At 59.2% G+C, this 17,043-nt stretch carries 11 protein-coding genes; 7 read left to right on the top strand and 4 right to left on the bottom strand.

Annotation, left to right across the window (positions count from 1 at the left end; all coding sequences use genetic code 11):
• Positions 1–3: 3 nt before the first annotated feature.
• A complete protein-coding gene (locus ACIP66_RS18720) occupies positions 4–1,776 on the bottom strand; it encodes an N-acetylglutaminylglutamine amidotransferase (protein ID WP_212548994.1) in 1,773 nt (590 codons plus the stop codon).
• Between the two features lie 358 nt (positions 1,777–2,134).
• Here ACIP66_RS18720 and ACIP66_RS18715 point away from each other — a divergent pair, with 358 nt between their 5' ends.
• Positions 2,135–6,913, top strand: coding sequence for an NEL-type E3 ubiquitin ligase domain-containing protein (locus ACIP66_RS18715; RefSeq protein ID WP_400649847.1), 4,779 nt, complete (start codon positions 2,135–2,137; stop codon positions 6,911–6,913).
• A 3-nt stretch (positions 6,914–6,916) separates the two neighbouring features.
• Here the strand turns inward: ACIP66_RS18715 and mnmC are convergent, their stop codons facing one another.
• Entirely contained in the window at positions 6,917–8,896 is a 1,980-nt protein-coding gene (mnmC, locus tag ACIP66_RS18710) for a bifunctional tRNA (5-methylaminomethyl-2-thiouridine)(34)-methyltransferase MnmD/FAD-dependent 5-carboxymethylaminomethyl-2-thiouridine(34) oxidoreductase MnmC (RefSeq protein ID WP_400649844.1), read from the bottom strand.
• 227 nt (positions 8,897–9,123) lie between these two features.
• On the opposite strand from mnmC, the gene pap reads away from it, so the two are divergent.
• Both pap and ACIP66_RS18700 read left to right on the top strand, forming a co-directional pair.
• On the top strand, positions 9,124–10,638 hold the full coding sequence (gene pap / locus ACIP66_RS18705) for a polyphosphate:AMP phosphotransferase (protein ID WP_159811527.1): 1,515 nt from the start codon (positions 9,124–9,126) through the stop codon (positions 10,636–10,638).
• 102 nt (positions 10,639–10,740) lie between these two features.
• Positions 10,741–11,925: a thiolase family protein gene (locus ACIP66_RS18700; protein WP_212543758.1), complete on the top strand. Its 1,185-nt coding sequence runs from the start codon at positions 10,741–10,743 to the stop codon at positions 11,923–11,925.
• 101 nt (positions 11,926–12,026) lie between these two features.
• Here ACIP66_RS18700 and ACIP66_RS18695 read toward each other — a convergent pair whose 3' ends face one another.
• Complete coding sequence (locus ACIP66_RS18695; RefSeq protein WP_159811529.1) at positions 12,027–12,230, bottom strand: DUF6316 family protein; 204 nt, start codon at positions 12,228–12,230, stop codon at positions 12,027–12,029.
• Positions 12,231–12,441: 211 nt separating this feature from the next.
• Here ACIP66_RS18695 and ACIP66_RS18690 point away from each other — a divergent pair, with 211 nt between their 5' ends.
• Positions 12,442–13,395 carry a DMT family transporter gene (locus tag ACIP66_RS18690; protein ID WP_400649840.1) on the top strand — a complete coding sequence of 318 codons (954 nt, stop codon included), beginning with the start codon at positions 12,442–12,444 and terminating at the stop codon, positions 13,393–13,395.
• An 84-nt stretch (positions 13,396–13,479) separates the two neighbouring features.
• On the opposite strand, the gene ACIP66_RS18685 is transcribed toward ACIP66_RS18690, so the two are convergent.
• The gene (locus ACIP66_RS18685; RefSeq protein WP_053122487.1) at positions 13,480–14,874 is read right to left on the bottom strand and encodes a class II fumarate hydratase; all 1,395 of its coding nucleotides are present in this window, start codon (positions 14,872–14,874) and stop codon (positions 13,480–13,482) included.
• A 194-nt stretch (positions 14,875–15,068) separates the two neighbouring features.
• On the opposite strand from ACIP66_RS18685, the gene ACIP66_RS18680 reads away from it, so the two are divergent.
• From ACIP66_RS18680 to ACIP66_RS18670, 3 genes are all read left to right on the top strand, one after another.
• Positions 15,069–15,590 (top strand): DUF2059 domain-containing protein, encoded by a 522-nt coding sequence (locus ACIP66_RS18680; protein WP_053122485.1) that lies wholly within the window; start codon positions 15,069–15,071, stop codon positions 15,588–15,590.
• A gap of 12 nt (positions 15,591–15,602) precedes the next feature.
• Positions 15,603–15,899 (top strand): BolA family protein, encoded by a 297-nt coding sequence (locus ACIP66_RS18675; RefSeq protein ID WP_400649835.1) that lies wholly within the window; start codon positions 15,603–15,605, stop codon positions 15,897–15,899.
• 181 nt (positions 15,900–16,080) lie between these two features.
• Positions 16,081–17,022, top strand: coding sequence for a rhodanese-related sulfurtransferase (locus ACIP66_RS18670; protein WP_400649832.1), 942 nt, complete (start codon positions 16,081–16,083; stop codon positions 17,020–17,022).
• Positions 17,023–17,043 lie beyond the last annotated feature (21 nt).

Genomic DNA, 17,043 nt, shown 5'->3' with positions numbered 1-17,043 from the left:
CGATCAGATTCCTTGTTCACTGAGCCACAGGTTCAGGGCCGCCAGTTGCCACAGTTTCGAACCGCGCAACGGCGTCAATTGGCCTTGCGGATCAGTCAGCAGTTTGTCGAGCATGGCCGGGTTGAACAGGCCGCGATCCTGACTCGGATCGAGCAGCAGTTCGCGCACCCAGTTCAGCGTGTCGCCTTGCAAATGCTTGAGGCCAGGCACCGGGAAATAGCCTTTTTTACGGTCGATCACTTCACTCGGAATGACCCGGCGCGCGGCTTCTTTCAGCACCTGTTTGCCGCCATCGGGCAGCTTGAATTTGCCCGGCACACGGGCCGACAGTTCAACCAGTCGGTAGTCGAGAAACGGCGTACGCGCTTCCAGGCCCCAGGCCATGGTCATGTTGTCGACACGTTTGACCGGGTCATCGACCAGCATCACCGTGCTGTCCAGACGCAGCGCTTTGTCCACAGCGGCATCTGCGCCGGGCTGTGCGAAATGTTCCTTTACGAAGTCGCCGGCAGCGTCATTCGCGGTCAGCCATTTCGGTTGTACGGTGGCGGCGTAGTCGTCATAACTGCGGTCGAAAAACGCGTTGCGATACGCCGCGTACGGGTCGGCCGCGCCGTCGACTTGCGGGTACCAGTGATAACCGGCGAACAGCTCATCCGCGCCCTGGCCGCTCTGCACCACCTTGCAGTGCTTGGCCACTTCACGCGACAGCAGATAAAAGGCGATGCAGTCATGGCTGACCATCGGCTCGCTCATCGCGCGGAACGCGGCGGGCAGTTGCTCGATGATTTCTTTTTCGTCGATGCGCAGCTGATGGTGCTGAGTGCCGTAGTGTTTGGCGATCAGATCCGAATACTGGAACTCGTCACCGCGCTCGCCGCCGGCATCCTGAAAACCGATGGAAAAGGTCGACAGATTCTCCACGCCGACTTCACGCAACAGACCGACCAACATGCTCGAATCGACACCGCCGGACAGCAGCACGCCCACATCGACGGCGGCACGTTGACGAATCGCCACCGCTTCGCGAGTGCTGTCCAGCACGCGGTCGACCCAGTCTTCCAGCGTCAGATTTTTCTCGTCGTCGTGTGGGCCGTAAGGCAGTGTCCACCAGGTTTTCTGCTCGGTGGTGCCATCGGCTTCAACGCGCATCCAGCTCGCTGGCGGCAGTTTTTCGATACCGGCCAGCAAGGTGCGCGGCGCAGGCACCACGGCGTGGAAATTCAGGTAGTGATTGAGCGCCACCGGATCGAGGATCGGGTTGATGTCGCCGCCCTTGAGCAGCGCCGGCAGGGCCGAGGCAAAACGCAAACGCTGACCGGTGCGCGATAGGTACAGCGGCTTCACGCCGAGACGGTCACGGGCGATAAACAGACGCTTGGCATCGCGCTCCCAAATGGCAAAGGCGAACATGCCATTGAGTTTCGGCAGCAGCGCTTCGCCCCAGGCGTGGTAGCCCTTGAGCAGCACTTCGGTGTCGCCACCGGAATAGAAGGCATAGCCCAGCGCTTCGAGCTCAGCGCGCAATTCCGGGAAGTTGTAGATCGCGCCGTTGAAGGCCAGCGACAGGCCGAGTTGACTGTCGACCATCGGCTGCGCCGAACCGTCCGACAAGTCCATGATTTTCAGGCGACGATGGCCAAGGGCAATCGGCCCTTGAGCATGAAAGCCCCACGCGTCAGGGCCGCGAGGCGCCAGGTGATGGGTGATTCGCTCGATGGCTGCAAGGTCTGCAGGTTGTTGATCAAAACGTAACTCGCCAGCTAATCCGCACATAAAGTCCTTACCGGTTTTTCCGTTGGGGAGGGTATTTCTTCAGCGGCCGACATGGCCGGTACTCAGAAACTGACCCGGTGCGGTTGTGGGAGTTTTAGAACGATGAGTTATAAGCGCGTGTATCCGACAACGCGTAATGACAAAGCGAGCGCCGCACCACTTACCAAATGATCGAATTCAAATGGCGGTATATAGATATTTTATCGGTGCAAAAAACTGTTGGATTACCGGGGTTTCAGCCGTTTTTTTAGGTTTTTTATTTTTCCTCGGTATTGATATGGTCGTCGTTCGAACCCGCAATAAAGGACTATTGCAGATGCCGACCACGGAAATAAAAACGCAGTCTCAAGATCTGACTTTGAACACGTTGCTCGACGCCACTGGCGATCTGGACAGCGCCGAAGCCTTGCAAAAAAACCTGCCCGCTTTTTTGCTGAAATGTTCAGCCACCCAACTCGCGGCGATTGATCGAACCACTCGAGAGTTGCATGCCGTTCAACTGACAGTCGAAAAGGAACTGGCCACGCTCAAGCCGTTGCACTCCTTTTGTATCGATGAACTGAACGTTGCGCTGCGCCAGAAATGGCCGGTGGATTTCGACGTAGAAAAGGATTTTCTGAGCTTGCCCGGTGCCGATTGCGGCTGCGAGCCGATATCGACAGATGAAAACGGCGTAAAAACCTTTCCGGCGGCCACGCAGACGTTGCTACAGGCCGCCATGCAGAATTTCACCGAAGAGGAAGCAGCCGGCGATTTTCCCATCGGCAGTCAGGTCGTCGTACAAAGCACTCCGGGCGGCGTAAGCGGTTTGACTGTGGCGGCCTTTGCCGGACTATGCCGAGAGCTGGATCTTGGTAAACGCTACCAGGCGCATTTTCAGCAGGTCTTCGGGCCTTTGGGGGGTGACGACAAGGCCGTGGTGCGCAACGCCATGGTTCACGACATAGCGAACATGAAAAATCTGTCGTTGCAATTGGACACCCAACTCGCCGCCATCAAAAATCACATCACCCCTGCCGGTTTGCAGACTGTGCAACGGCTTATTGACGCCGAGGGTGTGGTGTCGGCGGCAACGCTGCTCTACAAAAAACAGACACTGACGATGCAAGGCCTGGAGATGTTCGACAGCTGCGTCTGGGGTGTCGTGGTGTTTTGCGCCCATTCGTTCGAATCGCATCCTCAGGAACCGTGCCTGGTGTATATGGCGGGAGAGCCCGAGCGCGCGTTGTACGAGTACCCGAGCTTCAATGCGTTCAAACAGTACCTGACGCAAAAGTTGAAGGATCGGCGCTACAAGGATTACTTCGCCAACAGCATTGATGAAGATGACAAGGCAGATTTTTTCAAGGCTGTCGCCGATTCCGCTGAGCTGGGATCCATCAAGTCGTTGCCGATCACGGTGCCGCTGTTCGAGTTCATGATGCAAAGTCACGTAGGCAAAATGCAGGTTGATGCACGCAAACTGGCGGTGCCGACCGCCGACATTGATGACGATGCACGCCGCAAACGTCTGCTGGATTTTCTCCAGCTCGGTGTCACCGTTGCCTCCGTAGCAGGATTTTTTGTACCGGTACTCGGCCAACTGATGATGGGCGTTGCGGTAGGGCAATTGCTTGGCGAGGTGTATGAAGGCATCGAGGACTGGCAGCGGGGCGACCAGCAGGAAGCGCTGTCACACCTGCTCAGCGTGGCGGAAAATATTGCACTGATGGGCGTGTTCGCGGGTGGCCAGAAAGTCGTTGGCACGCTCGGACGCCATCTGGTGCGTTCACATCCGGCGTTCTTCGGCCAGTTCACCGCGATTTACAATCAGGCCGGCAAACCACGCCTGTGGAAACCTGATTTAAGCCCTTACGAGCATGACCTTCCGCGCGGATTCACGCTGGCTGAAGGAACCGAAGAACTGCATCAGATCGGCAGCACGGAGTACGGCCGCGTCGGGCACCGGATCCTTGCGGGCACTTTCGATTCGACATCGCGTACCTGGCGCCTGCAACACCCTGGACGCCCTGAAGCGTTCTCCCCTGTACTTGAACGTCACGTCGAAGGTGGCTGGCGCACTCCGGCCGAAGACACAGAACAGTGGCGCAGCGCGGCGTATACCCTCAAACGCATCGATCCACAGCTGTGTGATTTTACCGATGCCGAACTGGACATGATGCGCAGGATCAGCGGCGACCGCTACGAAGCGTTGCAGCGTGCCTTGCACGACAATCTGCCGCTGTCATCCCGGCTGCGCGACAGCGTGGAGCGACTGCGTACGGAGCGACGGTTACGCGTGCTCATCGCCGAGCTTGAGCGGGGCGAAACCCACTCAGCGCAACCTGTGCATGAACAGCTGCGTGCGTTGTCGAAGCTGCCCGGCTGGCCTACAGACCGTTACATCGCGGTCACCGATGCCGCGGGCGAAGTCACCGCAACCTACCCCCTCACCACGGTGCGCGATGATCGTCTCAGTGTGGTGATTACTGAAGATCAATTGGCCGAAGGTCAATTGCTGCAAACGGTGATCAATGGTTTGCATCAGAAGGAAGTCGATGCCTTGCTGGGGGGCAATCCCGGTCGTCAGAACGAGCGCGAGATTCTCGCTAAAAAACTCGGCTCACGGCTCAAGGCTGATCATCCGGCGGTGTTCCAGCGAATGTATGAACGCTATGACCGGATCGAGGCTGACGATGTGCAGAAGCTGCGCAATACGTTTGTCGAGCTGCCGGCGCGCCATGCGCAGCGTCTTATCGATCAAGCGCCGAGTGTCGAGCGTCTGCACCTACGCTCTACCGGTCGAGTGCCTGTCGGTCTGGCGCAGAAGGTCAGGGCCGCGACCCATCAGGTACGTGTTGATCGTGCGCTGATCGGGCTTCATTTGCCGGTATTGGCCAATCCGGACACTGAAAAGCTGGCCATACAGTTACTGCCACGCCTGAGCGGCTGGGATGCACAACTGCGGCTTGAGGTACGAGAAAAAACCCTGAAAGGGCCTTTGCTGGAAGCGATTGGTGTCGAGCCGGCGACGCCCTTGAACACCCGCACTTTGGTTAAATCCAATGGCGGGTATGAGGTGTTTGATGGCGACAGCAAATCGCTGGGACGGGTTGAAGCGGGGGCTGACGATCGCTATCAAGCCATTCTCAAGGCGCTGACTCCTGCGCAACGTGCCGCCGCCGGTTTCCCCGATCCGGTGCCTGCTGATGGGGCTCGACTACGCAACAAGCTGCTTGAAGCTGCACTGGACGAGCGCGAGGTGACTGCGCGGATGTTGATCTCCGGCAAGTCTGAGCCTGTTGTTTTCGAGCCGGCTTGTGTGCAGGCCGATCAAGTGATGACGACGACTCATCCGCGAGCATTGCTGCGCAAAGTCTTGAGGCTTTTCCCCAGCTACACCGAAGCCCAGGCCAGCCAATTGATCGATCAGTTGGGCAACGACCCGCTGACCCGGGCAACCGGTGTTAAAGCGTTGCGTGAGGATCTGCGCAGCCTGCGCGATGTACTGGAACTCTGGAGCGAGGATGAGCCCGCGATAAGGGCGCTCGGCGGGGATGGGCAAGAGGTGCGTCATAGTCGCAAAGCCACCGCTGAACTGATTGAGGACAGTTTTCGGCGACTCTTATGGGTCAGAGACGCCAATGGCCAACCCGTTTGTACCTTGAATCTGGACGGCATGCGAGTCGGCAAACTGCCCACCCTGCCACCTGGTCTGAAGTTCGACCACATCAAACGATTGTCGTTGAGGAACATGGAGCAAGGCGACGATATCGCGTATTTCCTTCGCTCGTTCAAGCAAGTTGAAACGCTGGAGCTTGATCGCAATAAGCTCACTCGGCTGCCGGAAATTCTGTCGTTCATGCCTGATCTGGGTCGGTTGAGCCTGGCGGGTAACCAGATCAGGCTGACCGAGCAGACGCTGTTGAAGCTGAGCCAGTTACGCACGCTTCACAGTTTGAATCTGAGCGGCAATCCGCTGGGGGCAACCCCGGATGTCAGTCATATGTTGAAATTGCGCTCTCTGGCACTGCGCGAGACCGGTGCTACGGAATTGCCCAAAGGTCTGGCACGCTTGCCGGATCCGGACTGGGTGGATTTGCGCAACAACGAAATAAAGGTATTGCCGGATTGGCTCTTCACAACCCCGCGCCGTTTCAGTGAGGCACTTAACCTGCGATTCAATCCATTGTCCGACGTCAGCAGCACGTACCTGTCGAATTACCGGGAAAACATCGGCGTCGGTATGGGCTATCTGGATAACGATAATGCCCGCCTCGACGAAAACCAGGCGCGATCGCTCTGGTTCACTGACGGCGCGGGGGAGGACTGGAATCGTCGTAACCGAATCTGGACTGCATTCAAGGATGATCCGAGGGCCGAAGGATTATTCCATCTGCTGGCGGAACTCAGTCATACCGCCGATTCCGAGAAAGCGACCAAGGACATGCATCGGCGGGTCTGGGCAGTACTCGAAGCGGCGGAGCAGCGAGCGCCGTTGTACGAACAGATCCTCGATCTGGCGGCCAATCCGATCAACTGTACGGACAGTGCAGCGATAAACTTCAGTCATCTGGAAATCGCCGTTGAAGTCGACAGGGTGATCAGCCCTGCTGAAGGTCGGGTAAATGGTGCCAAACCCCTGATCAAACTCGGCCGTGGTCTGTTCCGTTTGGATCAGTTGAACCAGATCGCTCAAGAACATGCCGACAAGAATCCGAGCGCCGATCCTTTGGAGGTCAACCTCGCGTATCGCACCGGTCTCGCCGATGACCTGGATCTGCCGGGGCAGCCGCGGTTCATGCGTTATGCATTACTGGGCGGTGTGACCCGTGCTGATCTGGACATTGCGAAGAACAGGATCATTACGGCTGAAGCTTCAGCGCAGTGGGTGACGTTCCTGCAACGCCAGTCATTCTGGTGCGATTACCTCAAACGCACGTTCAGTCGCCAGTTCTCCAACATTGACGAGACGTTTTCACCGCAGCTGGATGCCGTATTTGAACAGGCGAGCACACTCAGTTCCGCCGATTATCTCAGTCAGATGGATGCGATCAGGTTCCAGCGCGAGCTGGCTGAGGAAGCTGTGCTGACACGCCTGAGCGACGATGCGATACGTTTGGTTAATCTGGGGATCTGCGCCTTGCCCCAAGGGTAATAGCTACTTGCCGCGAATCAGACGGCGCAGCGCAAAGCGATTGGGATGGCACGCCTCAGCGACACTTCGCGGCAGTGGCAACGGTTCATTGTCGAGCCAGGCGGCGAGCAATTCACCCGACAGCGGTGCGGTGATCAGGCCGCGAGAACCGTGGCCGCTGTTGACGTAGAGCCCGTCAAGCCACGGGCAGGCCACGTCCGGAACCTGGCGGGCATCTTTGGCTAACGTGGCGTATGCCTGATCGAACGCTTCGCGGTCGGCGAGGGGGCCGACGATCGGCAAATAGTCGGGGCTGGTGCAGCGGAAGGCAGCGCGGCCCTGGAGGTTTTCGACAGGCTGTTCGCTGATGTGCAGACGCGACACGAGGTTGCTGGAGATTTCTTCGAGCATCGCCAGATTGCCTTCGTGTTCGGCGATGGTCGGGGTCAGGTCGTCGCTGTTGAAATCGAAGCTCGCACCGAGGGTATGTTCGCCCAAACGTGCCGGGGCGACGTAGCCTTCGGCGCAAACCACGGTAGTCAGGGCCTGGCTTTCTGCGGTCTCGGCAAGGCGAGTGATTTGCCCGCGAATGCGTTTGAGCGGCAGCTCGGCACTTTGCGCAAAACGTTTGATCTCGGCGGCGCCGGCCAGCACCACGACCGGTGCGCTGGCCAGTAAGCGGTCACCGTCGAAGGCTTGCCACTGATCGTCGACTTTGCGCAGTTCCAGTACGTCACGATGGCTGAGCAGTTCGATGTTCGGCTGCGCGGCTTGCGCCTGACACAGCGCCGGTGGATGCACCCAGCCGCCCTCGGGATAGTACAAACCGCCGTGATCCAGATCGATGCCGGCGCGGTGTTGCGCTTCGGGTTGATCGAGCCATTGCAGTAAATCTTCGGGGAAGGCTGCGGCCAATTGTGCGTGGCGCTCGGCTTCCTTGGCATTGAACGCCAGTTGCAGCACGCCGCAATCGTCCCAATCGGTGCCGCGTTGCAGGGTTTCCAGCAAGCGACGGGTGTAGCCGAAACCGCTGACGATCAATTGCGATAACGCGGTGCCGTGGGCGGAGAGCTTCAGATACAGCACGCCCTGCGGATTGCCCGAGGCTTCTTGCGCCACGCCATCGTGGCGCTCCAGCAGACTGACTTGCCAACCGCGTGCGGCGAGGCTTGAAGCCGTGGCGCATCCAGCGAGACCGGCGCCGATTACCAGTGCACGACGTTCGCCTGTCACTGGGGCAGGGCGGGCGAACCACGGTTTTTCCGGGGCGGGTGGCGCAACGTCTGACGGCCAACCGAGGAACTCGCCACGCAGAATTTCCCACTTATGGCCAATGCCCGGCGTGCGTTTCATTTTGAAGCCGGCGGCGTTGAGCAAACGGCGCACCCAACCGGTACTGGTGAAGGTGCTGATGGTCGAGCCGGGTGCCGCCAGTCGCGCCAGTTCGACGAACAGTTCGGCGGTCCACATGTCGGGGTTTTTCGCCGGAGCGAAGCCGTCGAGAAACCATGCATCGATCTGCGCATCGAGTTGCGGCAATTGCTCCAGTGCATCGCCGATCAACAGGGTCAGCGTCACGCGACCGTCGGCCAGAGTGATGCGCTGAAAGCCTTGATGGATGGCTACGTAATGCTTGAGTAATTGATCGGCCAACGGTTTGAGTTCTGGCCACAAGGCCAATGCCCGTTGCAGATCGGCCGGGCTCAACGGGTATTTTTCGACGCTGACAAAATGCAACCGCGCCCCGGCCACGGCGTGTTGTGCGAACAACTGCCAGGCGCAGAGAAAATTCAGCCCGGTGCCAAAACCGGTTTCGCCGATAACCAGGCGACCGCTTGCCGGCAGCGCAGCAAAACGCTCGGCCAGGCGGTTTTGTTCGAGGAACACATAACGGGTTTCATCCAGACCGGACTTGTCGGAAAAATACACGTCATCAAACACTCGCGAACGCGGGCGTCCCTGTTCATCCCAATCGAGTTGGGCGTGGGGCAATACGGGTTTCATGGCAGGCTCGGCAACGTCAAGGCGGCCATTCTAGCCGATCGGGCGAGGGGTGCTTGATCCATGGCAAGGTCTGATCCAGGGGGCCATGGAAAATGTCAAAAGATCGCAGCCTGCGGCAGCTCCTACAGGGTGGATTGCATTCCAGTGTAGGAGCTGCCGCAGGCTGCGATCTGTTCAGAGGTTGTCATCATCCGCTAGTCTTGCTGAACCCTGGAAGGAGCCATCCAATGTTTGAATCCGCTGAAATCGGTCACGCCATCGACAAAGACACCTACGAGGCCGCCGTCCCGGCATTGCGTGAAGCGCTGCTGGAAGCCCAGTTCGAGTTGCAGCAACAAAAGCGTTTCCCGGTGATCATTTTGATCAACGGCATCGAAGGCGCGGGCAAGGGCGAGACAGTCAAGTTGCTCAACGAGTGGATGGATCCGCGCCTGATCGAGGTGCGCACTTTCGACCAACAGAGCGACGAAGAACTCTCGCGGCCACCGGCCTGGCGTTACTGGCGGATGCTCCCGGCCAAGGGGCGGATGGGGATTTTCTTTGGCAACTGGTACAGCCAGATGCTCCAGGGGCGAGTCCACGGTTTGTTCAAGGATCCACGTCTGGATCAAGCGATCGCTGGCGCCGAGCGTCTGGAAAAGATGCTCTGCGATGAAGGCGCGCTGATCTTCAAATTCTGGTTTCACCTGTCGAAGAAGCAGATGAAAGCGCGACTCAAAGCGTTGGCCGACGATCCGTTGCACAGCTGGCGCATCAGCCCGCTCGACTGGCAGCAATCGGAGACCTACGACAAATTCGTCAAATACGGCGAGCGCGTGCTGCGCCGCACCAGTCGCGATTACGCGCCGTGGCATGTGATCGAAGGCATGGATGCGAACTACCGCAGTCTGGCCGTCGGCAAGATTCTCCTTGAAGGTTTGCAAAGTGCGCTGAAACGCCCGGACGTGCATCCCCACGATGTCAGCGCCGCGCCGCTGGGCACACCCGTTGATCATCTGAACCTGCTCGACAGCCTCGACCTGACCCAGCGTCTGGACAAGAAAGATTACGAAGAGCAACTGATCACCGAACAGGCGCGCCTGTCCGGGCTGATGCGCGACAAACGCATGCGTCGCCATGCACTGGTCGCGGTGTTCGAAGGCAACGATGCGGCGGGCAAGGGCGGGGCGATCCGTCGGGTCGCGGCGGCGCTGGATCCGCGCCAATATAACATCGTGCCGATTGCCGCGCCGACCGAAGAGGAGCGTGCGCAACCGTACCTCTGGCGTTTCTGGCGACATATTCCGGCGCGCGGCAAATTCACCGTGTTCGACCGTTCGTGGTACGGCCGAGTGCTGGTGGAGCGCATTGAAGGTTTCTGCACACCGGCGGACTGGCTGCGTGCGTATGGCGAGATCAATGACTTCGAGGAGCAGCTGGCCGACGCCGGGGTGATCGTCGTCAAGTTCTGGCTGGCCATCGACAAAGACACGCAGATGGAGCGCTTCCAGGAGCGCGAAGAGATCCCGTTCAAGCGCTTCAAGATCACCGAGGACGACTGGCGCAACCGCGACAAGTGGGACGACTACCGCGCCGCCGTCGGCGATATGGTCGATCGCACCAGTTCCGAAATCGCGCCGTGGACGCTGGTCGAGGCCAACGACAAGCGCTGGGCGCGAGTGAAAGTGCTGCGCACGATCAACCGCGCACTCGAAGACGCGTTCGAGAAATCCGACAAGCACGCGAAAAAGCACAAGGACTGAACCGATGGACACGCATACGCGGGGTGAATGATTGTCGCGGTCGGCAATGGGGTGGACTTATGCTCGGTTCACTCTCAACCGACAACAACAATGAGGTATGCCATGCGTGAAGTGGTGATCGTCGACAGCGTGCGGACTGGCCTGGCCAAATCCTTTCGCGGCAAGTTCAACCAGACCCGCCCCGATGACATGGCGGCGCACTGCGTCAACGCGCTGCTGACGCGCAATGACATCGACCCGGCCAGCGTCGAGGATTGCATCGTCGGCGCCGGCTCCAACGAAGGCGCGCAGGGCTACAACATCGGCCGCAACGTCGCGGTGCTTTCGCGTCTGGGCACCGGCACCGCCGGCATGACCCTCAACCGTTTCTGCTCGTCGGGCTTGCAAGCGATTGCGATTGCCGCCAACCAGATCGCCTCGGGTTGCAGCGACATCATCGTCGCCGGCGGTGTCGAGTCGATCAGCCTGACGATGAAAAGCGTCAACACCGATCACCTGATCAACCCGCTGCTCAAGCAACAGTCGCCGGGCATCTATTACACGATGGGCCAGACTGCCGAAGTGGTTGCGCGACGTTATGGCGTCAGCCGTGAAGCGCAGGATCGCTATTCGTTGCAGAGCCAGATCCGCACCGCTCAGGCGCAGGCGGCCGGACTGTTCAACGATGAAATCGTGCCGATGTCGGTGAAATATCGCGTTGAAGACAAGAACACTGGCGAAGTGCAAATTCTCGACGGCGTGGTTGATCGCGATGACTGCAACCGCCCGGACACCACTTATGAAAGCCTCGCCGGGTTGAAACCGGTGTTCGCTGAAGACGGTTCGGTGACGGCGGGCAACTCGTCGCAATTGTCGGATGGCGCGTCGATGACTCTGGTGATGAGTCTGGAAAAAGCCCTGGAATTGGGGCTGAAGCCGAAAGCGTTTTTCCGTGGGTTTACCGTGGCCGGTTGCGAGCCGGACGAGATGGGCATCGGCCCGGTGTTCTCGGTGCCGAAACTGCTCAAGGCGAAAGGTTTGCAGGTGGCGGACATTGATCTGTGGGAACTCAATGAGGCGTTCGCTTCGCAGTGCCTGTACAGCCGTGATCGGCTGGAGATCGATAACGACAAGTACAACGTCAACGGTGGCTCGATTTCGATTGGCCACCCGTTCGGCATGACCGGGTCGCGGCAGGTCGGGCATCTGGTGCGGGAGTTGCAGCGGCGTAATTTGCGTTACGGGATTGTGACGATGTGCGTGGGCGGCGGGATGGGCGCTACGGGGTTGTTTGAGGCGGTGCGCTGAACCCTGAAAGATTTGTTGATTGATCGACCGCTATCGCGAGCAGGCTCACTCCTACAATTGGAATGCATTCCCCTGTAGGAGTGAGCCTGCTCGCGATGGCATCAGCCGGATATCCGGTTGGAATCCAGCCCCTGCATCCGCGCAATATAAGCCTGAATTTCCTTCTCAATCTGCTCAGCACTCTCAAACGGCCCTTCAAGGGTGTTTTCCCGAGTGCTGAAATACAGTTCGCCATTGACCCGGCACACGCGGTCGCTGCGAAAGTGCGTGGCGGGGGCGTTGTCTTGGGCGCGCATGCCTAACATGATCGGTCTCCTTGGCTGAGGCGCTGGACGGGATCCAATCAGCTTATGCCTGAAGCACTTAACCCGCGCGGTCAGCCGATCAACGGCAGCGCGTCAATTTAATGCTGCGACCTGCACAGTTTCATTCACGTCCTGGCCCCAACTGTCCCTGTGTCGCGCCCGGCGGCACGCCTAGAATGAGCGCACTCGTCAGCAGGCTTTTGGGGTTCGCATGCACATTTCATCCGGTCGCTGGGTTTACGGCTTGTTCCTGGCGCTGCTGACCGCGTTTCTGTGGGGCATCCTGCCGATCAAACTCAAACAGGTGTTGCTGGTGATGGATCCCGTCACGGTGACCTGGTTTCGCTTGATGGTGTCCGGCAGTTGCCTGTTCATTTATCTGGCCGCGGTCAAACGCCTGCCGAGCCGCAAAGTGCTGGGGCCCAAGGGTGGCTGGCTGGTGCTGATGGCGGTACTTGGCCTGGTCGGCAACTACGTGCTGTATCTGATGGGCCTCAACCTGCTCAGCCCCGGCACCGCGCAACTGGTGGTGCAGATGGGGCCGATCATGTTGCTGATCGCCAGTCTGTTTGTGTTCAAGGAGCGTTTCAGCATTGGCCAGGGCATTGGATTGTTGGTGCTGCTGGTCGGTTTTGTGCTGTTCTTTAATCAGCGTCTGGCTGAGTTGCTGACCTCGCTGTCGGATTACACCGCCGGCGTGTTGTTGGTGTTGTTGGCGTCGACGGTCTGGACGTTTTACGCGCTGGGCCAGAAGCAATTGCTGACAGTGTGGAATTCGTTGCAGGTGATGATGGTGATCTACCTGTTCTGCGCGTTGTTGCTGACGCCGTGGGTGCACCCGCTCGAAGCGCTGGAGTTGAGTCCGTTGCAGGGTTGGTTGCTGCTGGCGTGCTGCATGAATACGTTGATTGCCTATGGCGCGTTTGCCGAAGCGCTGGCGCACTGGGAGGCGTCGCGGGTCAGTGCAACGCTGGCGATTACGCCGTTGGTAACGTTTGGCGCGGTGGCGATTGCGGCGGGGATCTGGCCGGAGTACGTGCATGCCGAGCAGATCAATGGGCTTGGTTATGGCGGGGCGGTGTTGGTGGTGTTGGGGTCGGCGCTGGTGGCGTTGGGGCCATCGTTGATTGCCGGGCTCAGGGCGCGGCGGATGCGTATGGCCTGAAGATCAAAAGATCGCAGCCTGCGGCAGCTCCTACAGAGAACGCATTCCAATGTAGGAGCTGCCGCAGGCTGCGATCTTTTGTTTTTAGCCCTTGGCCCCAGCCTCAATCATATTCTCCGGCCGCACCCACGCATCAAACTCTTCATCGGTCAGATAGCCCAACGCCAACGCCGCCTCGCGCAACGTCAGCCCCTCGCTGTAAGCCTTCTTGGCGATTTCCGCCGACTTGTCATAACCAATGTGCGGGTTAAGCGCCGTCACCAGCATCAACCCACGCTCCAGATGCCGTGCCATGACTTCCGCATCCGGCTCCAGCCCGGCAATGCAGTGCTGCTGGAAGTTGCTGCAGCCGTCGCCGAGCAGGCGAATCGATTGCAGCAGATTGTGGATGATCACCGGTTTGTACACGTTCAACTGCAAGTGACCCTGACTGGCGGCGATGCCGATCGTCACGTCGTTGCCCAGCACCTGACAGGCCAGCATCGACAGTGCCTCGCACTGCGTCGGGTTGACCTTGCCCGGCATGATCGAGCTGCCCGGTTCGTTCGCGGGTAGACGCACTTCGGCAAAACCGGCGCGTGGGCCGGAGCCGAGCAGGCGCAGGTCGTTGGCGATTTTCATCAGCGCCACGGCGAGGGTTTTCAGCGCGCCGGAGAGGCTGGTCAGCGGTTCGTGGCCGGCGAGGGCGGCAAACTTGTTTGGCGCGGTGACGAAGGGTAGGCCCGACAGCGCTGCCAGTTCGGCAGCAATCGCTTCACCGAAACCGTGCGGCGAGTTCAGCCCGGTGCCGACGGCTGTGCCGCCCTGTGCCAGTTCACACACCGCTGGCAGCGCGGCGCGGATCGCCCGTTCGGCGTAATCCAGCTGCGCGATAAAACCGGACAATTCCTGACCGAAGGTGATCGGTGTCGCGTCCATCATGTGCGTGCGCCCGGTTTTCACCAGTTTCATGTGCCGCGCGGCGAGTTCGGCGAGGCCTCCGGACAGCTCGGCAATCGCCGGCAGCAGTTGTTCCTGCACGGCTTGCGCGGTGGCGATGCTCATGGCGGTGGGGAAACAGTCGTTGGAGCTTTGCGAGCGGTTGACGTGATCGTTCGGGTGCACCGGCGTCTTGCCGCCGCGCGGATTGCCGGCCAGTTCGTTGGCGCGACCGGCGATCACCTCGTTGACGTTCATGTTGCTCTGGGTGCCGCTGCCGGTCTGCCAAACGACGAGCGGGAACTGGTCGTCATGCTGGCCGTCGAGGACTTCGTCGGCGGCCTGTTCGATCAGGCGGGCGATGTCGGCGGGCAGGTCGCCGTTGCGGTCGTTGACCCGTGCCGCGGCTTTCTTGATCAGGGCCAGGGCGTGCAGTACCGGCAGCGGCATGCGTTCCTGACCGATGGCGAAGTTGATCAGCGAGCGTTGCGTCTGAGCCCCCCAGTAAGCATCGTCCGGGACGTCGATCTGGCCCAGGCTGTCGGTTTCGATACGGCTCATCGTGCACACTCCTGTTGGTCTGTTTGCGCAGTTTAGGCCGGGTTCGGCCCGGGTGGTTCCATCGAATCGATTGTTGACCGGTAAAACCCCGCCAATCAAGCGCGGCAAGGCTTGGGGGGTTGAGCCGCAGCGATTTTTAGGCGCAGAATGGTCGCCCTTGGGGTTTTACCTCGCTTTGCTTAAAAGGAAACTCGATGACTCGTCTTCGTGCCATCTGTACCGCGGTTGCACTGGTTTGCGCCAGCGGCCAGGTGCTTGCCGATACCGCCAGCCACAACGCCAGTGCCGAAGCTTTCCTGACCCTGGCACACGCTGACAAACTGGGCACTCCGGTGTACATGCAAGTGCAGCAAATGTTCGCTCAGCGCTTTGAGCAGACCAAAGCCCCTGAAGCTAAAAAAGCCGTGCTGGAAACCTATCAGGCCAAGGCCAACGCCGCGCTGGATCAGGCCATTGGCTGGAACAAGCTGAAGCCGGACATGGTCAAGCTGTACACCACCAACTTCAGCGAATCCGAGCTGAAAGACCTGGTCGCGTTCTACCAGTCGCCACTGGGTAAAAAAGTCCTGGAAAAAATGCCGCAGCTGACTCAGCAATCGGCCCAGATGACCCAGGCCAAACTGGAAAGCGCGGTACCGGTAGTCAACAAGCTGCTGGAAGACATGACCAACGAGCTGGCCCCGAAAGGCGCTGCTCCGGCCAAGAAAAAGCCGTAAGCGGAGTTCGTGATGAGCATGCAACAACGCATCGAATCTACGCTGGGCCTGTTACAGCCTGAGCATCTGCAAGTGCTGGATGAAAGCCACATGCACAGTCGCGGGTTGCAGACCCACTTCAAGGCAGTGGTGGTCAGCGCGCAGTTCGAAGGCCTGAATCGGGTCAAGCGCCACCAGAAAGTCTACGGCACGCTCGGCGAGCTGATGGGCGAGTTCCATGCGTTGGCGCTGCACACCTACACCCCGCAAGAATGGGCAGAGACCGGCGCCGCTCCGGCATCGCCGACCTGTGCCGGAGGAAAGCACTAGAAGCAGCTGCGAGCTTTGAGCCTCAAGCGGCAAGTTGAAGCAAATCGCTTTTGGCTTGCCGCTTGAAGCTCGCCGCTTGAAGCTGCTTTTTTGCTAGAATCCGCAACGCGCCGCTCACCCGGCGCGTTTTTTTTTGAATCCGGTTCACCCTTTGCGAGGGTAGCCACCTGGAGAAATACCCATGACACAACCGATTGTCGTGGCGGCACTGTATAAGTTCGTCACCCTCGAAGATTACGTCAACCTGCGCGAGCCCCTGCTGCAAGCGATGGTCGACAACCAGATCAAAGGCACCCTGCTGATCGCCGAAGAAGGCATCAACGGCACGGTGTCCGGCACTCGCGAAGGCATCGACGGCCTGCTCGCCTGGCTCAAGAACGACCCACGCATGATCGACATCGATCACAAAGAGTCGTACTGCGACGAGCAGCCGTTCTATCGCACCAAAGTCAAACTGAAGAAAGAGATCGTCACCCTCGGTGTCGAAGGCGTCGACCCGAACAAAAAGGTCGGCACCTACGTTGATCCGCAAGACTGGAACGCGTTGATCAGCGACCCGGAAGTGCTGTTGATCGATACGCGCAACGATTACGAAGTGTCGATCGGCACCTTCAAAGGCGCCATTGATCCGAAAACCACCAGTTTTCGCGAATTCCCTGACTACATCAAAGAACACTTCAACCCGGCCGTGCACAAGAAAGTCGCGATGTTCTGCACCGGCGGCATTCGCTGCGAGAAAGCCTCGAGCTACATGCTCAGCGAGGGCTACGAAGAGGTTTACCACCTCAAGGGTGGCATTCTGAAGTACCTCGAAGAGGTGCCGCAGGAAGAAACCAAGTGGCAGGGTGACTGCTTCGTGTTCGACAACCGCGTGACCGTGCGCCACGACCTCAGCGAAGGCGACTACGATCAATGTCATGCCTGCCGCACACCGGTCAGCGTTGAAGATCGCGCCAGCGAGCATTACGTCGCCGGCATCAGTTGCCCGCATTGCTGGGACAAGCTGAGCGAGAAGACCCGCCGCAGCGCCATCGACCGGCAGAAGCAGATCGAACTGGCCAAGGCGCGCAACCAGCCGCACCCGATCGGCTACAACTATAAGCAAGCATCCACCGAGGCTTAATCATGTCTGCACGCCTGCTCT

This window comes from Pseudomonas sp. NPDC088429, assembly GCF_044753305.1.
GTDB lineage: Bacteria > Pseudomonadota > Gammaproteobacteria > Pseudomonadales > Pseudomonadaceae > Aquipseudomonas > Aquipseudomonas rustica.
This window is presented reverse-complemented; position numbering and strand designations above follow the sequence as displayed.

Bases quoted from the DNA above. Each gene is read 5' to 3' on its own strand.
- ACIP66_RS18700 (WP_212543758.1), top strand. From the start codon at position 10,741: ATGCGTGAAGTGGTGATCGTCGACAGCGTGCGGACTGGCCTGGCCAAA.
- ACIP66_RS18670 (WP_400649832.1), top strand. From the start codon at position 16,081: ATGACACAACCGATTGTCGTGGCGGCACTGTATAAGTTCGTCACCCTC.
- ACIP66_RS18695 (WP_159811529.1), bottom strand. From the start codon at position 12,230: ATGTTAGGCATGCGCGCCCAAGACAACGCCCCCGCCACGCACTTTCGC.
- ACIP66_RS18680 (WP_053122485.1), top strand. From the start codon at position 15,069: ATGACTCGTCTTCGTGCCATCTGTACCGCGGTTGCACTGGTTTGCGCC.
- ACIP66_RS18690 (WP_400649840.1), top strand. From the start codon at position 12,442: ATGCACATTTCATCCGGTCGCTGGGTTTACGGCTTGTTCCTGGCGCTG.
- pap (WP_159811527.1), top strand. From the start codon at position 9,124: ATGTTTGAATCCGCTGAAATCGGTCACGCCATCGACAAAGACACCTAC.
- mnmC (WP_400649844.1), bottom strand. From the start codon at position 8,896: ATGAAACCCGTATTGCCCCACGCCCAACTCGATTGGGATGAACAGGGA.
- ACIP66_RS18675 (WP_400649835.1), top strand. From the start codon at position 15,603: ATGAGCATGCAACAACGCATCGAATCTACGCTGGGCCTGTTACAGCCT.
- ACIP66_RS18685 (WP_053122487.1), bottom strand. From the start codon at position 14,874: ATGAGCCGTATCGAAACCGACAGCCTGGGCCAGATCGACGTCCCGGAC.
- ACIP66_RS18720 (WP_212548994.1), bottom strand. From the start codon at position 1,776: ATGTGCGGATTAGCTGGCGAGTTACGTTTTGATCAACAACCTGCAGAC.